This is a genomic window from Methylobacterium sp. 285MFTsu5.1, assembly GCF_000383455.1.
Lineage (GTDB): Bacteria > Pseudomonadota > Alphaproteobacteria > Rhizobiales > Beijerinckiaceae > Methylobacterium.
In genome coordinates this window covers 16,249-34,555 of the sequence record NZ_KB911288.1, presented here as the reverse complement: position 1 = coordinate 34,555, position 18,307 = coordinate 16,249, and the positions used below count along the sequence as shown (strand labels likewise).

Sequence of the window (18,307 nt, the reverse complement as noted above, 5' to 3'; positions counted from 1 at the left end):
CCGGCGTGAGTAGCGACGTTCGTGGTCCGGTTAACGGTCTCTGTTCGTACGCGGGGGCGACTTCTCAGTTGACCCGACGGGCGAACCCGCTCAAAGGACTATCTGTCGCGAGACGTGCGGGCCCCCCCTGCCCCGTCTCTGCGCCTCCCCGAGTTCCGTCCGGCCCCGTGTCTGACCCTGCTGCAAGGCGGGGCGCTCGCGCGTGTCTGGTCGTTCGTCTGATCCACGCCAGGATCCGCCCGGCCGCGTCAGTGCCTTCGTCCGCGCCACGCACGGCGCCCGTCCGACCCCGTCCCCAACGGTCATTCTGGGGCCCGGCTTCCGTCCGCGCGCCGACGCACGGCCCGCACGAACCCTCCCCCACGGAATCCAGCCTTCAGAGGCACCCCCATGTCCTACACCGCGTTCGGACAGAACGACCCGGTGGCCGTCAAGCTGTGGAGCAAGAAGCTCGCGGCCGAGGCCAACAAGTCCATCGACATCGATCCCCTGGTCGGCACCGGCGACGACGCCGTGATCCAGGAGAAGACCGAAACCAAGAAGGGCAACGGCGACCAGGTCACCTTCGGCCTGCGCATGCAGCTCCGCGGCCCGGGCTTCTCCTCGTCTGACGTGGCCGAGGGCAACGGCGAGCAGATCGGCGTCAACTCCGACAAGGTCACCATCGACGAGCTCGGTGAGGTCGTCGGCGTGAAGTCCGAGAACACGATCGACCAGCAGCGCGTGCCGTTCAACCTGCGCGAGACCGCCCGCGCCGGCATCGCCGACTGGTTCCAGACCCGCCGCACGGTGTGCTTCTTCAACCACGTCTGCGGCTTCACCCCGGCGAACCAGCTCAACGGCGCCAAGAAGTTCACCGCCAACAACGTCGTCACCCCGGCGACGGCGGGCCGCATCTTCCGCCCGAACGGCCGCGCCAACGATGCCGCCCTGACCAACGCGGACGGCTTCACCCTCGACCTGATCGACAAGGCGGTCGAGCTGGCCAAGACCGGCGGCGTCAACCGCAAGGTCATGATCCGGCCGGTCGTGGTCAAAGGGCGCAAGCTCTACGTGATGTACCTCGCCACCGAGCAGATCACGTCGCTGCGCACCAACATCGGCACCGGCCAGTGGCTCGACATCCAGAAGGCCGCGATGGCCGGCATGCAGTCGAGCAACTCGCCGATCTTCTCGGGTGCGCTCGGCGAGTACAACGGCGTCGTGCTCCGCGAGGCGCAGGACGTCACCGCTGGCGTCTCGGCCGACGGCATGACGGCCGTCCCGAACACCCGCCGCGCGGTGCTGCTCGGCGCTCAGGCGGCGACCATCGCCTACGGCAAGGCCGGCGGCGACACCCGGTACCGCTGGAACGAGGAGCTGCTCGACCACAAGCGGAACCTCGAGGTCTCGGCCTGGGCGATCTGGGGTCTGAAGAAGACGACCTTCAACGGCGACGACTTCGGCACGATCGTCATCCCGACCTACGCCAAGCCCGCCGACGCCTGATCGGTCGCTGATCCAGCCTGACGGCTGACCCGGGCCGGGGCTTCGCGCTCCGGCCCGCCGCTCCTCCCTGCCTGTCCCGAACCCGGAGGCCACCGTGCCCACCAACGTCACCCCGGTGCAGCCGCCCGCGCGCGAGCTGCGCGAGCAGGTCTCGCACACCGTCCGCAAGACCGTGAACTTCGCCAACGGCGCCTTCGTCATGCCGGCCTCGCTGCCGGCCGGCGCGCTCATCACCTCGCTGCTCGTGCTGGTGGAGACCGCCTTCTCGGCTGGCGCCTCGCTCGTCCTCGGTTCGGCCGCGGGCGGCAACGACCTCGCCGCTGCGGCCGATACCGTCGTGACCGCGGCCGGCGTGAAGCGCGTCGACACCGCGATCCTGAAGGGCCGCCTCGCCGCCGACACCACGGTCTACGGCACGATCGCGGGCGCCCCGGCCGCGGGCGTGGCCACGATCGTGGTCCACTACACCCCCGACAACGACGCCTGATGTCGGCGTGGATGCTGCTGCACCTCGGCGCGGCGGTTCTGGCGGCGGAGCGTAGCGCCCCGCCGCCGCCCTCGAAGACGGAGACGGTGCCCGATGCCGACCAAGGACGGGCGGCCGACGCTCGCCGACCTGTACGCGGAGATCGCGGACGACATCGAGCGCGCGGACCTCGGCCCGCAGATCGCGACCGCCGTTGACCGGGCGATCCGGTTCTTCCAGCCGGACCGCTTCTTCTTCAACGAGGGTTATGTGACGTTCCAGACCATCGCCGGGTCGGACGTCTACGCGGCCGGCGATGCTGGTGCGATCCCGGACCTGATGGCGATCGACAGCGTCGTCATGCTCGACGGCGAGACCCCGACCGTCCTGCAGCGCGTCGACGAGGCCTGGATCGAGAAGGGCGACGAGCCCACCAGCCAGTCGCGGCCCTGCGCCTACGCGTACTTCGGCCGCTCGCTACGGCTGTGGCCGATGCCGTCCGACGCATGGACGGTGCGGATCATGGCGCATGTCCGCCTGCCGGCGCCGGCGCTCGACGAGGCCAACGCCTGGACCGAGGAGGCCTCCGGCCTGATCGCGGCCCAGGCGAAGTGGCACCTCGCGCTGAACGCCCTGCGGAGCGCGCCGATGGCGCAGATGCAGGCCCAGATCGTCGACGACGAACTGCGAGCGCTCCGCGGGCGCTCGAACGTCATCGCCTCCACCGGCCAGGTCCAGGCCTATAACCTCTGAGGCGCCCATGGCCGTCGAGATCACGGACTACCCGAGCCTGTCGGCCGCGTTCGAGAACTACCTCGCGCGCACCGACCTGACCGAGTTCCTGCCCTACTTCGTGCGCGTCACAGAGGCGTGGCTGAACCGGCAGCTCCGCACCCGGGAGATGATGGCGACGGCCGCCCTCACCGCGTCGGCGCCCGGCTACACCATCCCGGGCGATTATCTGGAGTGGATCGCGCTCCAGTGGTCCTCGGCCGACCTCTCGCGCGTGCAGATGCTGCGCTACGTCGAGCCGGACAGCCCGGAGTTCCGGCACCGGTTCCGACCGAACGGCGACCCGCAGTACTTCACCGTGCTCGGCGACCAGGTGCAGACCCGCTCGCTCCAGCCGGGCAAGGTCTCCCTGACCTATTACCGGCAGATCCCGGCGCTCTCCGCCGCCGCGCCGACGAACTGGCTCCTGACCAAGGCGCCCGAGCTGTACCTCTACGGCGTCATGGCCGAGGCCTACCGGTTCCAGAAGGACGAGGCCCGGAACCAGAAGTGGCTCGCCGACGGCATGGCGTTCCTCCAGGCGCTGATGGGCCAGGGCGACTCGCAGAAGACGGGCGGTCGCCCGCGTCGCACGGCCGAGGATCAGGCCGAGGCCACCGCACGCGACACGCCGAACTAAGCCGTGCCCGATCCGATCAAGCTGGCGCCGTTCGCGCCCGATACGGCCTCGGTCGACGCCGCGGTCTCGGCGGTGGCCACGAACGTGGTGCCGCGCTCGGACGGCTACGGCCCGGTCCTGGCGCCGGTACCGCTGTCGCTTGCCCTGCCGGCGGAGTGCCGCGGCGCGATCGCGGTGTTCTCCCCGACCTACAACTTCCCGATCTACGTGGCCGGCACCTCGAAGGGCCTGTTCGTATACCGGACCACGGACCAGGCGTGGCACGAGGTGACGAACCCGTGCACCTCCTACAGCGTGCCGCCGGGGGACTACTGGTCCTTCGCGGTCTACGGCACCCTGCTGCTCGCCTGCTCGGCCGGCACCCCCGTGCAGAAGGCTACCATCGACGTCGTCCAGGCCGGCACGCAGCCGTTCACGGATCTTCTCGGCAACCCGCCCCGGGCCCGGCACATGGGCGTGGTCGGCGACTTCCTCGTGCTCGCCGGTCTGCCAGATAGCCCGCAGTCGGTCCGGTGGTCGGACAGCGGCGACATTGAGCAGTGGGGCCTCGGCCTCGACGGTCACGAGGCCGACGAGCAGCAGCTTCCCGACGGCGGGGCGGTGACCGGCTTCGCGGGTGGCGAGTACGGCGTGATCTTCCAGGAGCGGGCGATCCGGCGCATGACGCTGAGCCCGGATTCCGGGAACATCTTCGACTGCTCCGTGCTCGAGGAGAACCGCGGCGCGGTGGCGCCTTGGTGCATCGCCAAGGTCGGCCCGCGCATCTTCTTCCTCGACCGGGATGGCTTCTATGCCCTCGTGATCGGCGGCGGCCCGTCGCAGCCAATCGGCGCCGAGCGAGTGAACCGGTTCTTCCAGGGCCGCGTCGATCCGGAGCGGGTCGGCATGACGGTGGCGTTCCGCGACCCGACCGGCGAGCGGATCCTGTTCGCCTATCGGCTCGCCGGCACCGACGCCGCGGACCCGTCCCTTCTGGGCGAGGCGCTGCTGTACGACTGGCTCCTCGACCGCTGGTCTTTCCTCAACACCCCGATCCGCTTCGGCATGTCGGCCGCGACGCCGGACACCTCGGTCGACAGCATCGAGGGGTCGATCGACGACCCGGCCCAGCCCTCGCTCGACGACCCGATGTACCAGGGCGGCGCGACGCTGCTCGCGGTGATGACGACCGACAACCGGCTCGCCGTGCTCGACGGGGCGCCCCTCGAAGCGGTCGTGCAGACCCCCGACGCCATGCTGGCCCGGCCGAACCGGGCCTTCGTGCGCGCGGGCCGCGTCGACACGGATGCCGACGACTGGCGCCTGACACTTGGCGTCCGCGAGAGCCTCGGGGCCTCGACCCCCGTCCGGTGGCTCACCGAGTCCGCGCCGACCGTCGAGCGGTTCGCGCCGGCGCGCGCGTCGGGCCGGTACCACCGCGCCCGGGTGCGGATCCCGGCCGGCACGACCTGGTCCTACGTCTCGGCGATCGAGCCGGATGCCACGGCAGAGGGCTCGCGATGAATGTCCCCGGTCGGAACGAGAAGGACCTGTCGCTCTTCAGCCGCGCGATCGACGACCTCGCCCGCGGCGCCACTAACGCGATTGCGTCCAGCACCTTCACCCTGGCCAACGGGGTCTCGCGAACCGTCGTGCCCTGCGAAAATGGCGGCCCGGGCGCGCTGCCGCGCTGGGTCCCGATCACGGAATCCGCGTCGAAGGCGACCGTGTGGCTAGTCTCGGCCGACCGCCGCAGCTTCACGCTCGGGCACGATCTGAACCCGGCGACTGACCGCACCTTCCGCTTCGAGATGCGCCGGGCCTGAATGCGCCTCCAGCCCCTGTCGATGCCGCTCGCGCCTGACCTCGCCGAGCGCGTCGAGGCATGCCTGGGCGCCGCCTGCGCGCTGCCCCGCTGCGACCTGACCGTGGGTGGCCTGCTCGCGGCCTGCGCGGCGGGCGAGGCGCAGCTTGTCGGGATCTTCGAGGGCGACCGGTTCGTGGCGGCGGGCGTGACGCAGGTCCGCCAGCACCGCGGCGGCCGCCTATCCTGCTGGGTGCTGTCCCTCGGTGGCCGCGCGGCCGGCCCATGGGGCGCCGTCATCGCCGCCGTCGAGCGCGGCGCCGCCCGGCTGGGCTGCTCCACCGTCGAGTTCGTCGGCCGCCGCGGCTGGGCCCGCGTGCTGCCGGACTACACCGCCGCGCCCTGCGAGCTCGGCCACCACTTCACGAAGCGCATCGGGGCCTGACATGGGCGGCGGCACCAAGACCCAGACCACGGTCCAGCAGCAGAACAACGATCCGTGGGCGCCGGCACAGCCCGCGCTCCAGGGTGTGCTCTCCGGCGCGACCGCGGCGTACAACTCGGGCGTCGGCTCGCAGGTCTACACCGGCCCGCGCTATGCCGGCCTCGGCGATACCTCGCTCGCGGCGCTGGACACCATCGCCGGCAACGCCAACGCCGGACAGGGTGCGGCCAAGGCCGGCGACAGCTACCTGACCGGCCTCCTCCAGAACGGCGGCACGACCTCTGGCATCCAGGCCGCGCTCTCCGGTCTCGACAGCGTCGGGAAGATCGACACGTCGCGGGTTAGCCAGCTCGCCGACACGATGGCCGATCCGAACAACCTCGCCTACTCGACCGCGCGGGCGCTCAGCCGGGGCGACTATAACCTCTCGACCGACGGCTACACCGGCCTGCTCAACGGGCTGTCCGGCCAGACGCAGACGGAGAAGTCGCTGCAGAATGCCGCCGACGGCAAGTTCCTGGGCGGGGCGAACCCGTACCTCGACGCGGTGATCGGGCGGAGCCAGGGCGAGGCCGCCTCGACGATCGCGCAGAAGATGGGCGCAGCGGGCCGCAGCGGCTCTGGCAGGTATGCCGCCACCATCGCCGATACCCTCGGCGGGATCGCCACGCAGGCGCGCTACACCGACTACGATAACGAGCGCACCCGGCAGGCGCAGGCGGCCACAGCGATCGACAGCTCGCGCAACGCCCGCACCAGCCTCCAACAGGGGCTCTATGGCAGCATCAACAACGCCGAGCAGGTCAACGCCGGCCTCGCCCTGTCCGGGGCCGGCCTGTACAACTCGACGAACACGACGGCGCTCGGCGGCGCGACCGCGCTGGCCGGCATCGACAATCAGAACATCCAGAACGGCATCCAGACCGCCGGACTGAAGCTGTCGGCCGCGCAGGCGGACCGGGCCGCGGCGCTCCAGGGTCTCGGCATGGTCGGGACGATCATCGCCAACCTCCAGCAGCCCGGCTTGACCCTGGCGGGGGTTGGCGCCGCCCTCGACGCGGACCGGCAGGCCCAGCTCGACGCCGCGCAGGAGCAGTTCGCCGACCAGCAGGCGTCGCCCTGGAAGCAACTCGGGCTCTACGCCGGCATCGTCGACCCGATCGCCGGCCTGGGCGGCTCCTCGAGCGGCACGTCGGTCCAGAAGATCCCGCAGCCAGGCGTGCTCCAGCAGCTCCTCGGTGGCGGCTTGGCCATCGCCGGCACCGCCTCGAAGTTCATCGGCAAGTAGGAGCGCGTCGTGTCCGCAGGTCTCGCGCCGTTCGGCGCCCTCTCCCCAGCCGATATCGCCCGCCTGATGCAGCAGGCGCGGCCGCAGATGGATGTCTCGGCCGATGATGTGCCGGCGGCGGTCCCGCCCGGCTTCACCAGCTTCGTGCCCCCGACCGCGCCGACCATGCAGCCGCAGGTCGCCGCGCCGGCGCCCGTCGTCGAGCCCGAGGCGCCCGCCCGCGCCCCGTTGCGCATGTTTGGCGCCCTGCCTCCGCAGATGTCGGCGCCCATGACCGCGGAGCCGGAGCGTTCGCCGCTGCCCAGCCTCGTCGGTTCACGCGGGCCCGCCATGCCGGTCAGCGCGCCGGCCGCGCCGCGTGGTGATGATGCGGCACCGGCCGCCGCGCCGCCGCGCCCGCTGAGTTTTGGCAGCCTTCCGGCGCCCGCCGCTCCTGCGACGACCGCGTCGACCGCAGCCCCCGCGGCGCCCTCGCCGGCTGCTCCCGCTGCGGAGCCGTCACTCCTCGACCGGATCGGCGATGGACTGCGAAATCTCAACGCGAACGGCGGTGGCGACCTCCTGACCTCGCTCGGGATCGGCCTCATGTCGACGCCCGGCTTCGGTCGTGGCGCGGCGGCCGGGCTGAAGGCCTACCAGGACAACGAAGGGAAGCGGGCCGCCTCCGCGCTGGCCCAGGCCGAGTTCGGTCTGAAGGCCCGGAAGGCGCAGCAGGAGCAGGGCGTCCAGAACCTGACCGCCCGCGCCATCATGACGAAGCTCCCCGGCACGTCGGCCGAGGATGCCGTCGCGCTCGCCGGCAACCCGGACTTCGTGAAGAGCTTCCTCTCGGGGAACTACGGCGCGCCGGAGGGCTACGTCCGTACCTCGACCGGCCTCGTGCCGGTTGCGGGCGGCCCGCAGGATACCGCGACGCTGAAGGCCCGCGCGCAGGCGCAGGCCGAGGGTACCGCCGCCGGCTCGAAGGACGACGTGCAGATCATCACCCGTCCGGACGGGTCGATCGTCGGCGTGAACAAGTCCCGGATCGGCGAGACCGATGGCCCGTCCGCGCTGACCCCGGTCGCCCCGGCGACGGGCGGCGCCCGGGTGTGGGGCACGGTCGGGGCCGACGGTCGCATGATCGAGCCGCCCCCGGGTACACCGGCGGGCACGCCCGGCGCGTACGACGAGAAGGGTATGCCGCACGTCGCCCTGACGCAGGGCACGAACCAGCTCCCGCAGAAGGCCAACGCCGAACTGGATCAGGCCGCCGTCAAGGCGATCACCGAGAGCCGGGCGAAGGCCGAGGGCGCGATCGGCACCATCGCCGCCATCAACCGGCAGAAGGAGGCGCTCGACCGGGGCATCGTGGCGGGCGCGGGCGCCGACTGGCGGACGCAGGCTCGGGCGATCACCGCGCAGGTCCTGGGGATCCCGGACAGCTACGTGACGAACTCGCAGCTGTTCGACCAGGCGGCGACCCAGAAGAGCGCCGAGCTGGCGAAGGCGATCAGCCAGTCCGGCCACACGACCAACATGGATCTCCAGCTCGGCAAGACCATTTCGTCGGGCGACCGGTCCAGCGTCGAGGCGGCCCTGCGCGCCGGCATCGAGGCGCAGGAGATCCTCGCCAAGAACACGATCGCCCACCACAACGCGAGCGTGGATCGGTTCGCGACGCCGGAGACGGCGCAGCGCGCGGGCTTCTTCAAGGTGGAGCAGCCCGAGGTCTACCAGTACAAGCCGGCCGCGCCTGACCGGGCCGCGGTCGAGGCGGAGATGCGCCGCCGCGGGATGATGCGCTGATGGATCTCTCGAAGATCTCCGACGACGAGCTGCAGCGCCTCTACCAGAGCGCGCCCGCGCCTCAGGCGACGGCCGGCGCCGCGCCAAAGGCGGACCTCGCCGGCATGTCGGATGCGGACCTGCTGAAGCTGCACCGCGGCTTCTCGGACGCGCCGACGGCGGCCGAGCCGGGTGATGCGCCGGCCGCGGTCGGTCGCGGGCTGATCGAGGGCGTGCCCGTCGTCGGCCCATACCTGCTCGCGGGAGCGAACCGCGCCGCCGCCGGCATCCGTGCACTGAAGAACGACACGCGCTTCTCGGACGAGCTGGCGAACGTCGAGCGGTTCGGCGAGCGCACGGCGGCCGAGCACCCGATCGCGGCCGGTGCCGGCGAGATCGGTGGTGGTGTCGTCGGCGCGCTGCCCCTCATGGCGGCCGCGCCCGCGGCGTTCGGCATCTCGGGCGCCGCGCTCCCCATCCGCATGGCGGCCTCCGGTTTGTCGGGAGCCGGTCTCGGCGGCGCTGACGCTGCCGTCCGGTCCGGGGGCGACCTCGGTGCGATCGAGCAGGGCGCCGCGATCGGCGGTGGTCTCGGTGTGGCCGGCCCGGCGATTGGTGCCGGCGTCGGGCGCGTCGTCCGCGCGATCAAGGGCGGCAATCCCGGCGAGCACCTTCTGCGCGAGGCGACCCACGGCCTCACGGAATCCGAGCTGGCGGCGGCACAGTCGTTGCGCGATGGCGCGATGAACAGCCCGGGCGGCCCGGTTGCGCTGTCGGTGGACGAGGCGCTGAACGCGGCCACCGGCGGCAAGGCGGTGCGCGCGTCACAGCTCGCCCGCGTGGCGGCCAACTCAGGCGGCGAGGGCAGCTGGATCGCCGGCGAGTTCTACGCCGCCCGCCCCGCGCAGGTCGACAACGCCGGCCGCGCCCTGTTCGATCGCATCGGCGCGGAGCCCGCGAGCCCGACTGGCCTCGGCTTCAATGTCCAGACCGCCGCGCGCCAGGGCGTGATGCAGACGCCCGAGGGTACCGCGCTCTCGCAGGCGCGTGCGGCAACCGGGCCCCGGATCACGCCGGAGCAGGCCGGCCGCACGATCCAGGACGAGCTCCGCGGCGTGGCCGATGGCCTGGAGGCGCGGCGGGCCGGGCAGGCGGACGTCGACTATCGCGCCGCGCGCGCTGCGCCGGAGACGGTCGGCATCGAGCGCACGACCACCGTGGAGCGGCCCGGCGAGCCGATCGTGACGCCGCAGCGGTACAGCCGGCCGCAGTTCGCGGATGGTGCGCCCGCACCGCTCGGGCCGCCCCCGGGTCGCGCCGATGGCACCATTCAGGAGGCGGACCCGGTCAGCCTCGGGCGGTTCATCGCCCAGAACGGCGGCCTGCCGCTCGAAGGCGACGTGCTGGCCACCGACTTGCACCGGTTCGGCATCCCCGGCCTCGGCAACGTCGCGCGGCCGGGCGGGAAGTCGATCGACAACTTCTGGCGCGAGCGGCTGATCGAGGAGGGGTACTTCCGCCCCGACGCCGACGGCGGCATGGCGCGGGACATCTCGTCCGAGCTGCTGCGCAAGCTCCAGAACGAGCAGCGGGGCGTCCCCTCGTACCCGCTCGGCTCCAGCCGGGCGATGGGGGCCGGCCCGACCGCCGGGCAGCTCGGTGACGAATATGCGGCAGCGCTCTCGCAGGCGGAGACCCGGCTGAACGGCGACCTGCGCGCGGCCGGCATCGACCCGGCCAGCGTGCATCCCGATGTCCGGTCGCGGACGCTCGGCGCCCTGATGCGCGGGGAGACAGCCGAGCCCCTCGACGCGTTCGAGCGCACCGTGAACTCGATGCGGGAGCAGCCCGCGCCGCTCGTGAAGACGCCGACCGTGACGGAGGAGATCCCCGACGTCCGGTTCGGACAGGTCGATCCGCGCCCGGCGCTCGCCGCGGTGGCGGAGCAGGGGCGGACCGCCAAGGGTGATGTGCGGGGCGCCCTGACGGCGGCCGGCCGCGACCTGCGCGAGCCCGGCGGCGACCTCGACATGAGCGTCGCTGGCCTGCTGCACGCCCGCGAGCGGCTCGACTTCAGCATCCGCGCCGCGCAGGACGTCGGCGACGCGACGAAGGTCCGGGACCTCCAGGCCACCCGCTCGGCGCTCGACGCTCAGTTGAAGAGCGTGCCGGAGGTAGCGACCGCCGACGCCAACTTCGCCGCCAACTCGGCGCCGCTGGAGCCGTTCACCGGCAACAACCCGCTCGGCCGAGTGGTCCGGCGGGACGATCTCACCGGCCGCATGGCGACACCGACCGAGCAGGTACCCGGCATCGTTGGCCAGCCCAGTGCCGCGCGCGAGATGCTGGCCCAGCCCGCGCCGAACTCGCGCCAGGCGCTGGGCCGCCACGTCGAGACGCAGATCCTCGACCGGGCGACGGGTGGGAACGGCGATCTCTCGGCGGATACGCTGCGCGCGGCGATGCGCGAGCATGCCGATGTCCTCGATGCCCTCCCCGAGGTGCGGGACCGGCTGTCGCGGCTGACGATGGCGCGCGAGGGCATGGCCCGGATCGAGGCGTCGCCGCTCGGCCAGATCGCCCAGCGTCCGGACGTCGCCGCCGCGACCCGCGCGCTGTTCGCGCCGAACCCCGGGCCCGGCAGCCATGTCGAGGTGGCGAGCGCGATGCAGGCGCTGGCCCGCAACGACGCCCCGGCCGCGCAGAGCCTTGCCCGGACCTACCTGGAGACCGTGTTCAACGAAGCGACCCAGCAGTCGAAGGGGGTCGCCTCGCAGTACGGGGGCGCCAGGTTCGCGTCCGCGATCCGGGGCAACGCCCAGCAGCGCCATAACCTCGAAGCCGTGATCCGCGCTCTGCCCGAGGGCGAGACGCGCTGGGGCGGGCTCGACCGGCTCCTGACGACTCTGGAGGCGACCGGCTACCGGCCGGCGAAGGGGTCGGACACCGCGTTCAACCACGCCATCCAGAAGGAATTCCAGTCCGGCAAGACCCACGTCGGCCAGGCGGTCTCGGACGCGGTCACCGGCATGGTGGCGGGTGCGGCGGCCGGCGGCGTGAAGGGCGGCATCGCTGGCTTGGCGGTCGGCGCCAAGCATGGAATCGGCGATGCGATGATGCGGGCGCGGATGCTGAACTCGGGCGAGGCCGTGGCGCGCCTGATGTTCGACCCGAAGGCACTCCCGGATCTGCGTGCGCTGGCGAAGTCCCCGCCCGGCAGCAAGAACGCCGAGCTGTTCACGACGCGGCTGCTATCCCTGGCGAATGCGGGACTGGCGCCGGCGCGCGAGCCAGCCCCGCAGTAGGGGCGGGTAGACGTAGAAGGCGAACATGAGCCATCCGGCCAGCATCAGGATGCCGAGCGTTCCGACGCCGATCGCGTCCTGCAGGCTGGTCATGATCGGCGGCACGATGGTGTGCAGCAGCCACGACAGGGCCGCCATCGCTGCGGTGAAGAGCAGCCAGCAGAGGATGACGTCGGTGCGGGTCGGCATGGCGCCAGCGTAGCACGGCCTCGCGTTCCGAAGCACCCTTGACCCGACGGGCGAACCGCGGGATTAAGCCACCGTCCGCAGCGCTGCGCGCCGGACCCTGAAAGCCGCTCCGCAAGGGCGGCTTTTGTCGTTTCAGGACCTCCCGACATGCCGACTGCCGCAGACCGCGACGCGCTGATCGCCAGCGCGCAGCGCATCGGCGCGGACCCGCTCGACTTGGCGACCGTCATGTCGTTCGAGAGCGGGTTCAGCCCCTCGATCCGGGGCGGCTCGGGCAACCGGCACATCGGCCTGATCCAGTTCGGGCCGACCGAGCAGCAGCAGTACGGCGCGAGCCAGGACCAGAGCTTCGCCGACCAGCTTCCCGCCGTCGAGCGCTACCTGACCGACCGCGGCTTCAAGCCCGGTATGGGGATGCTCGACCTCTACTCGACGGTGAACGCCGGCCGGCCCGGGCTCTATGACCGGAGCGACACGGCGAACGGGGGCACGCCCGGGACCGTCGCCGACAAGGTCAACACGCAGATGGCCGGGCACCGGGCGAAGGCTGAGGCCTTCCTGGGCGGCGCCTTCTCGCCCGGCGCGGCCTCGCCCCGCGGCGCCTTCGGCCTGTCCGGCCCGGTCGCGGCCGGTACCGCCGGCTCCGTTACCCCGGCAGCCGGCGCCACGATGCAGGCGCCCGAGGCGGACCGCAGCCTCCAGGTCGCCTCGCTGCTCCGGACACTCACCGCCGCCGATGCTCCCGCGGCTTCACCGGTCGCGCAGGCCGCTGCGGCGCCCGCCCCGGCCCCGGTCCAGATGCACCCGGCCCGCCGGCAGGCGCCCGCCTTCGACGCTCAGCGCTTCTTCGCGCTGCTGCCCGGCGCCACGACCCGCTAACCCGAGGACGGCTCTATGCCCGGCGCCATCAACTGGGACGTCGCGCCCTCGGGCAACGACGTCTCGGATCCCCCGATCATCTTCAACGAGGGGCAGCCGGCCAAGACCATCAACGACGCCATGCGCGCGCTGATGGCATCCATGAAGCTCTGGATGCTCGACAACGCGGGCGTGAACCAGGCCTACGGCTCGGACGCCTACACGGTCATCACCCGGCAGGGCGTGACGGCGAAGGCCGCGGCCCAGGCGCACACGCTCAAGTTCCGGACCACGACCACCAACCTCAACCCGTGCACGCTGTGCGCCGACGGAAACACCCCGAAGCCCTGGCTGCGCTGGGACGGGACGCAGTTCGGGCCCGGCGACATCGGGCAAAACGTCGTCTGGTCGGTCGTGTACGACCCCGACGCGCAGGTCTACCGGACCCTGTCACCGACCACGGAGCAGGCTGGGGCGATCAAGGCGTTCGGCGGCCCCAACGTGCCGTCGGGCTGGGAGATCTGCGACGGCCGCCCGATCTCGCGCACCAGCTACGCCGCCCTTCTCGCCGCGATCAGCACGTTCTGGGGCAACGGCGACGGCTTCACGACCTTCAATCTGCCGGACCTGCGCGGCCGGTCACTGTTCGGCGCGAACCGCGGGCTGAACCTGCTCTCGGGGGCGGGAGGCCTCGTCGGCTCGCTCGGCTATCTCGGGGGCTCCGAGGTCGTGGCAATGCTGGCGAACCAGATGCCCAGCCACATTCATACCTCGACCATGTCGCCGGCCGGTTTCTTCCAGCCGTCCGTGCAGACGACCGGGGCTCACAACCACGGCGGCACGAAGCTCGGTGGCGACCACACCCACACCGGCTCAACCGGGCTGAGTGGCGACCACAACCATATCGGGACGACCGATGTCAGCGGCGATCATGCCCACGTCGTCCAGTACGGCTACGGCCTCGTCAGTACCAGCCCGCCCAACAACTCTCAGGTCGTCACCGGCATCAACCTGGGCGGTCCCGGCAACGGCCAGACCACGCAGAGCGGCCCTCACCAGCATACCTTCGCGACGCTGCCCGGTGGCAATCATGGCCACGCCTTCGCGACCGATCCCGGCGGGTCTCATGGGCACGACATCCCGATCGACGGCGACCACACCCACGCGATCGATCCGGCACCGAACCACACCCACAAGCTGGTGATCGACGCGGCCGGCTCGGGCGACCCACACCCGAACGTCCCTCCAGGCGCCGTGGTGACCTGGGCGATCAAGACCTGAGGCCCCGATGAGCGCTTTCGATTGGTCCACCAACGCGGGGCTGAACGCCATCGCGGACAAAGCCATGCCCGTCCCGGACGGCGTGTCGGCGCGCGTCTACGCGAGCTTGGTGCGCGGGCTCATGGCCGGCGTGGCGCAGTTCATCGCCGACACGTCGGGCGCGCTGGTCTCGGTCGGGCTGAGCGACCTCTACGCGGTGAACACCTTCTCCGGCCTGAAGCCGCGACCCGGGACGATGATCGCCTTCTGGGCGCATCGGACGAACGAGGCCGAGCCGTCCCTCATGGTCGACGGCTACGGGCCGGTGGCGTTCCTGGCGGCGGACGGCGGCGAGCTGGCGCCAGGCGCGGTCGTCCAGGGCCAGCTTCAGATGGTGGCCTGGGACGAGGCCGTATCGCCGGAGAAGCCGGCGTGGCGCAAGATCAACCCGGCCGCGACCGACCTGCAGGTGATGAACGCGCAGACGGCCATGGAGGCGCTCGCCGCGCTGCTGCCGAAGGAAGCGCCCGATGGCGCCGGCAAGCTCTGGTACAACAACGGGATGTTCCAGGTCACGACGGGCGCTCAGTCGTGAGCGTCTTCGACTGGTCGACCCGGCCCGCCGCCAACGCGGTCTCGGATGCCGGCGTGCCGGCGCTCGACGGCGCCTCCGCCCGTGAGCTGCCGGGTCTCATCCGCGATCTCATGTCGGCCCTCGCCGGCTACGTCGGCGACCAGGGCGGCGCGATCCGCACAGGCGGCATGTTCAACGCCTACGTGGCGCGCACCGCCTCGGGTGTCCGGACGCCCCGCCCCGGCGTCGCCGTCCTCGTCCAGGTCGACCGGGACAACACCGACGACCCGACGCTGAACGTCGACGGCACCGGTGCCCGCCCCTGGCTCGACATGAACGGCACAGCTCCGCCGGCCGGCGCCGTGCGCGCGGGTGCCTTCTACCTCGCCATCGCGTCCGGCCCGGGCTGGGTCAGCGACTTCGGCGGCATCGCGCGCAGCGATGCCGAGGATGCGGCGATCACCGCGGCCCTGGTCTTCGGCGGGATCTGAGCATGAAGCAGATCGATCTCACCGGCGTGGTGCTGAACCCCGCCGCGGGCACGCTCGACTTCTCGGGCGTGAATATCGACCCGCGCACCGTGCTGGCGGTCCTGCACGAGCCCACGAACCAGTGGATCTACGCCGTCGGGCGCCGTGGCCTGGGCCGGAAGTCGATCAACGGCCAGGTCCTGACCCTCGTCTTCAACACCAAGTTCCTGTCGCCCGGACCGATCATCGGATTCCGCGACGACGGCGTGGATGTCGCCAGCGATGTCCGCCTCGAGGCCTGCCGCGCGCTCCTCGCCACCGGCAACGTGACGCTGTCGAACATCTCGACCGGCATCGGGACGCCCACGGATGCGGCGCCGGGCTCGGATGCCGGCGCCGGCTCGCTGATCGCCAAGGTGACGCGGCTGCTCGGGACGCAGACCGGCATCGCCACGGTGCTCGCCGCGATCCGGGATCGGCTGCCGTCCGCACTGGTCGGTGGCCGCCTCTCGGTCGATGGCTCGGGCGTGACGCAGCCCGTCTCGGCGGTGGCTCTGCCCCTGCCGGCCGGCGCCGCCACCTCCGCGCTCCAGGGCACCGGGAATGCCACCCTATCGAACCTCGCGACCGGTCTCGGCGCACCGTCCGACACGGACCCGGGCTCGGACACGGCGCCAGCCTCGGTCCTGGCGCTGCTCCGCCGCGGCCTCGGGAACTGGACCGCCCTCCTCGCCCGGGTGCCGGCGCTCGTCGCCGGGCGCATCCCGGTCGACGGATCCGGGGTCACCCAGCCGATCTCGGCCGCAGGCCTCCCGCTTCCGGCGGGCGCGGCGACCGACGCGAAGTCCGAGGCGATCCGGGCGCTCCTGGCCAGTACGCTGAAGGTCGCGACGCCGACGCCCGCAAGCATCGTCACCGGCCAGGTGAAGATCGCGACCACCGGTACCGCCGTGGCGCTCCCGAACGTGGCGCTGGTCAACGGCATCGTGGTGAAGGCCAAGACCTCGAACGCGGCGCAGACTTCGGCCGCGCCCGGCGTGGTCGGGCCCGCCGGCGTGACGACGGTGATCGACGGTACCGGCCCAGGCTACCCGCTCGCACCGGGCGAGGCCGCCTCGTTCGCCTGCTCGAACGCCAGCGCCGTCTCCGTCAACGGCACGGTTGGCGACGTCTTCTTCTACGAGGGGAACTGACCATGGCCGCGCCCGCGATCCCGCCGCCGACCCCGCTCCAGTTCGCCACCACCGCCCAGGCGCAGGCCGCCCTCGATGCCGGAACGCTGATCAGCCCGGCGCTCGCCCTGGCGCTGCTGAAGGCCCAGCCCGCGGCGGTGCTCCGCGCCGCCTACGACCTCCTGCCGAAGTCGCCGGATGGTCTTGGCGTCGGAGATCCGTGGATTTCCGGTAACACCCTCCAGTTCGTCGCCTCCTGAGGACCGAGATGCGCTTCCGCACGACCCTAGCGGCCTTTCTAACGCTGCTCTCCAGCCACGCGCTCGCCTACGACGCGACGAAGGCATCCCGGTACGCCTCGCCGGATATGTACCGGCCGAATGTGGACCGGATCATCCTGAACGGACCGGGTTCCACCGGTGACGTGTCGGGGATGAGCGTAACGCCGAATGCGTCTGCTCCTGCGCAGTCCCTTTCGCGGATGCTCTACGCGCCGACTTTTGGGGGCACGGCAGCGGCGCCCACATTCAAGATCCTCGATCCGACCGGGGCGGCAGGCTCGACCTTTGCCTCTGACGGCCACGCGAACTGGAACCGCCTGCAATCCGGCATCACCTACAACCCTGTCGAACTCGTCCTCTACGGCTCGCCGGCTCAGGGGCAAGCGAGTGTCACGGCAGGCGGGAACACCGTGACCAGGATCGACGGCAACTTTTACGATCCTGCCTGGGTCGGGCAGCCGTACTTCTACTTTGCCGGCACGAACTACAAAGTAGCCAGTGTGGCGGCCGACGGCGGGTCGCTCACGGTAACTAACCTCGACGGGAGCGCGGTTTCGTTCCCGGCAAACCAGACTGAGCTGATTAATTACCTAGTGACGAGTGCGACCGGCACCGCAAACGTCTCAGGGACAGCCGTCACCTGGGTCAGTGGTCAGCTGTTCCTCAAAGTGCCGACGGTGAAGCTGAACGGCACCGTCTACAACGTCGCCTCGGTCACCTCGGACGGTCGTTCGATGACGCTGGCAACCAGTGCCGGCACCCAGAGCAATGTTTCCTTTGCCTGCTACGGCAATATCAACAACCAAATCTCCACAATACGTGTTCAGAAACTTTGGGGCGCGAGCGAGGAGAACCTCACCCTTGCCGCCACACCGAATGGTTTCTTTATCAACACGCTAGTCGCAGGTGTCGGCAAGCATCGAAAGCTAACGATCGGCTCTGGTGCTTACACGGCGCCCGGCGGACTGCGCGCGCAACTCGGTCTTCAGCCGAACGGCGATCTGACGCTGGGCGGCGACTACGGCCTCGATGTCCTGCGCGTCCTTGGACCATCCTCCGGGACGGAAAGCCGGTGGGTCATGGCGGCGCCATCAACCGGCACGTCTGGGCCGGTCTTAGCCAGCCAAAGCGACATCGACGCCAACGTACCTGTGACCCTTCAGGCGCAAGGCTCCGGCGCGTTGCAGGTGAAGGGCTACAACGGCGCCACGACCATCATGCAGGGCAACTCGGTTGCTGGCGCGACCAGCTTCCCGACGCTCAGCAACGGCGTTGGACAGGCACTCGTCACGGCAGGCGGTGCGAACGGTCCAGTTGTTCTGATCGGCAAGAACGCCGGCATCCAGAACAATTTCTACATCAGCGCCTCTGACCCGACGACCTCCGATATCCCGAATGCCTTTTGCGCCGACTGGTATAACTCTACGGCCAACACGATGAAGCGCTATTGCAACGTGGCGAATGCGTTGCGCGCGATCACGTATCAGTAGCGCTTCGGTCCGCATCGCTGATACCCCGCAGATCCCCGCTGCAGGGTGGTAACCTGACGT

The 18,307-nt window shown here is 71.1% G+C and carries 18 protein-coding genes; 17 read left to right on the top strand and 1 reads right to left on the bottom strand.

Features of this window, described 5'->3' with window-relative positions; translation table 11 throughout:
* The first annotated feature begins 390 nt into the window (after positions 1 to 390).
* The 10 genes from H288_RS0123235 to H288_RS0123190 all read left to right on the top strand — a co-directional run bounded on the left by H288_RS0123235 (position 391) and on the right by H288_RS0123190 (position 11,953).
* Positions 391 to 1,488, top strand: coding sequence for a N4-gp56 family major capsid protein (locus tag H288_RS0123235; protein ID WP_020094978.1), 1,098 nt, complete (start codon positions 391 to 393; stop codon positions 1,486 to 1,488).
* A 94-nt stretch (positions 1,489 to 1,582) separates the two neighbouring features.
* Positions 1,583 to 1,975, top strand: coding sequence for a hypothetical protein (locus tag H288_RS0123230; RefSeq protein WP_020094977.1), 393 nt, complete (start codon positions 1,583 to 1,585; stop codon positions 1,973 to 1,975).
* A 93-nt stretch (positions 1,976 to 2,068) separates the two neighbouring features.
* Complete coding sequence (locus H288_RS0123225; RefSeq protein ID WP_020094976.1) at positions 2,069 to 2,707, top strand: hypothetical protein; 639 nt, start codon at positions 2,069 to 2,071, stop codon at positions 2,705 to 2,707.
* A 7-nt stretch (positions 2,708 to 2,714) separates the two neighbouring features.
* Positions 2,715 to 3,365 (top strand): hypothetical protein, encoded by a 651-nt coding sequence (locus tag H288_RS0123220; protein ID WP_020094975.1) that lies wholly within the window; start codon positions 2,715 to 2,717, stop codon positions 3,363 to 3,365.
* Between the two features lie 3 nt (positions 3,366 to 3,368).
* Positions 3,369 to 4,868, top strand: coding sequence for a hypothetical protein (locus H288_RS0123215; protein ID WP_020094974.1), 1,500 nt, complete (start codon positions 3,369 to 3,371; stop codon positions 4,866 to 4,868).
* Positions 4,865 to 5,170, top strand: a complete 306-nt coding sequence (locus H288_RS0123210; RefSeq protein ID WP_020094973.1) for a hypothetical protein — start codon at positions 4,865 to 4,867, stop codon at positions 5,168 to 5,170. Before H288_RS0123215 ends, H288_RS0123210 begins: the two co-directional genes overlap by 4 nt.
* Positions 5,171 to 5,593, top strand: a complete 423-nt coding sequence (locus H288_RS0123205; RefSeq protein WP_020094972.1) for a hypothetical protein — start codon at positions 5,171 to 5,173, stop codon at positions 5,591 to 5,593.
* 1 nt (position 5,594) lies between these two features.
* Positions 5,595 to 6,881, top strand: a complete 1,287-nt coding sequence (locus H288_RS0123200) for a hypothetical protein (RefSeq protein ID WP_020094971.1) — start codon at positions 5,595 to 5,597, stop codon at positions 6,879 to 6,881.
* A 9-nt stretch (positions 6,882 to 6,890) separates the two neighbouring features.
* Positions 6,891 to 8,669 carry a hypothetical protein gene (locus H288_RS0123195; protein ID WP_026605222.1) on the top strand — a complete coding sequence of 593 codons (1,779 nt, stop codon included), beginning with the start codon at positions 6,891 to 6,893 and terminating at the stop codon, positions 8,667 to 8,669.
* Complete coding sequence (locus H288_RS0123190; RefSeq protein ID WP_020094970.1) at positions 8,669 to 11,953, top strand: hypothetical protein; 3,285 nt, start codon at positions 8,669 to 8,671, stop codon at positions 11,951 to 11,953. Before H288_RS0123195 ends, H288_RS0123190 begins: the two co-directional genes overlap by 1 nt.
* Here H288_RS0123190 and H288_RS0123185 read toward each other — a convergent pair.
* On the bottom strand, positions 11,900 to 12,142 hold the full coding sequence (locus tag H288_RS0123185) for a hypothetical protein (RefSeq protein WP_020094969.1): 243 nt from the start codon (positions 12,140 to 12,142) through the stop codon (positions 11,900 to 11,902). The genes H288_RS0123190 and H288_RS0123185 overlap by 54 nt on opposite strands.
* A gap of 147 nt (positions 12,143 to 12,289) precedes the next feature.
* Here H288_RS0123185 and H288_RS0123180 point away from each other — a divergent pair, with 147 nt between their 5' ends.
* From H288_RS0123180 to H288_RS0123150, 7 genes are read left to right on the top strand one after another with little or no spacing between them, the layout of a single operon-like run.
* The gene (locus tag H288_RS0123180) at positions 12,290 to 13,021 is read left to right on the top strand and encodes a hypothetical protein (RefSeq protein ID WP_020094968.1); all 732 of its coding nucleotides are present in this window, start codon (positions 12,290 to 12,292) and stop codon (positions 13,019 to 13,021) included.
* A 15-nt stretch (positions 13,022 to 13,036) separates the two neighbouring features.
* Complete coding sequence (locus tag H288_RS33570) at positions 13,037 to 14,281, top strand: tail fiber protein (protein ID WP_020094967.1); 1,245 nt, start codon at positions 13,037 to 13,039, stop codon at positions 14,279 to 14,281.
* A 7-nt stretch (positions 14,282 to 14,288) separates the two neighbouring features.
* A complete protein-coding gene (locus H288_RS0123170; protein WP_020094966.1) occupies positions 14,289 to 14,855 on the top strand; it encodes a hypothetical protein in 567 nt (188 codons plus the stop codon).
* Entirely contained in the window at positions 14,852 to 15,325 is a 474-nt protein-coding gene (locus H288_RS0123165) for a hypothetical protein (RefSeq protein ID WP_020094965.1), read from the top strand. The genes H288_RS0123170 and H288_RS0123165 overlap by 4 nt, the downstream gene beginning before the upstream one ends.
* A 2-nt stretch (positions 15,326 to 15,327) precedes the next feature.
* A complete protein-coding gene (locus H288_RS0123160; RefSeq protein WP_020094964.1) occupies positions 15,328 to 16,497 on the top strand; it encodes a hypothetical protein in 1,170 nt (389 codons plus the stop codon).
* A 2-nt stretch (positions 16,498 to 16,499) separates the two neighbouring features.
* Positions 16,500 to 16,736, top strand: coding sequence for a hypothetical protein (locus H288_RS0123155; protein WP_020094963.1), 237 nt, complete (start codon positions 16,500 to 16,502; stop codon positions 16,734 to 16,736).
* A gap of 8 nt (positions 16,737 to 16,744) precedes the next feature.
* Positions 16,745 to 18,247 (top strand): hypothetical protein, encoded by a 1,503-nt coding sequence (locus H288_RS0123150; RefSeq protein WP_020094962.1) that lies wholly within the window; start codon positions 16,745 to 16,747, stop codon positions 18,245 to 18,247.
* The last annotated feature ends 60 nt before the right edge of the window (positions 18,248 to 18,307 follow it).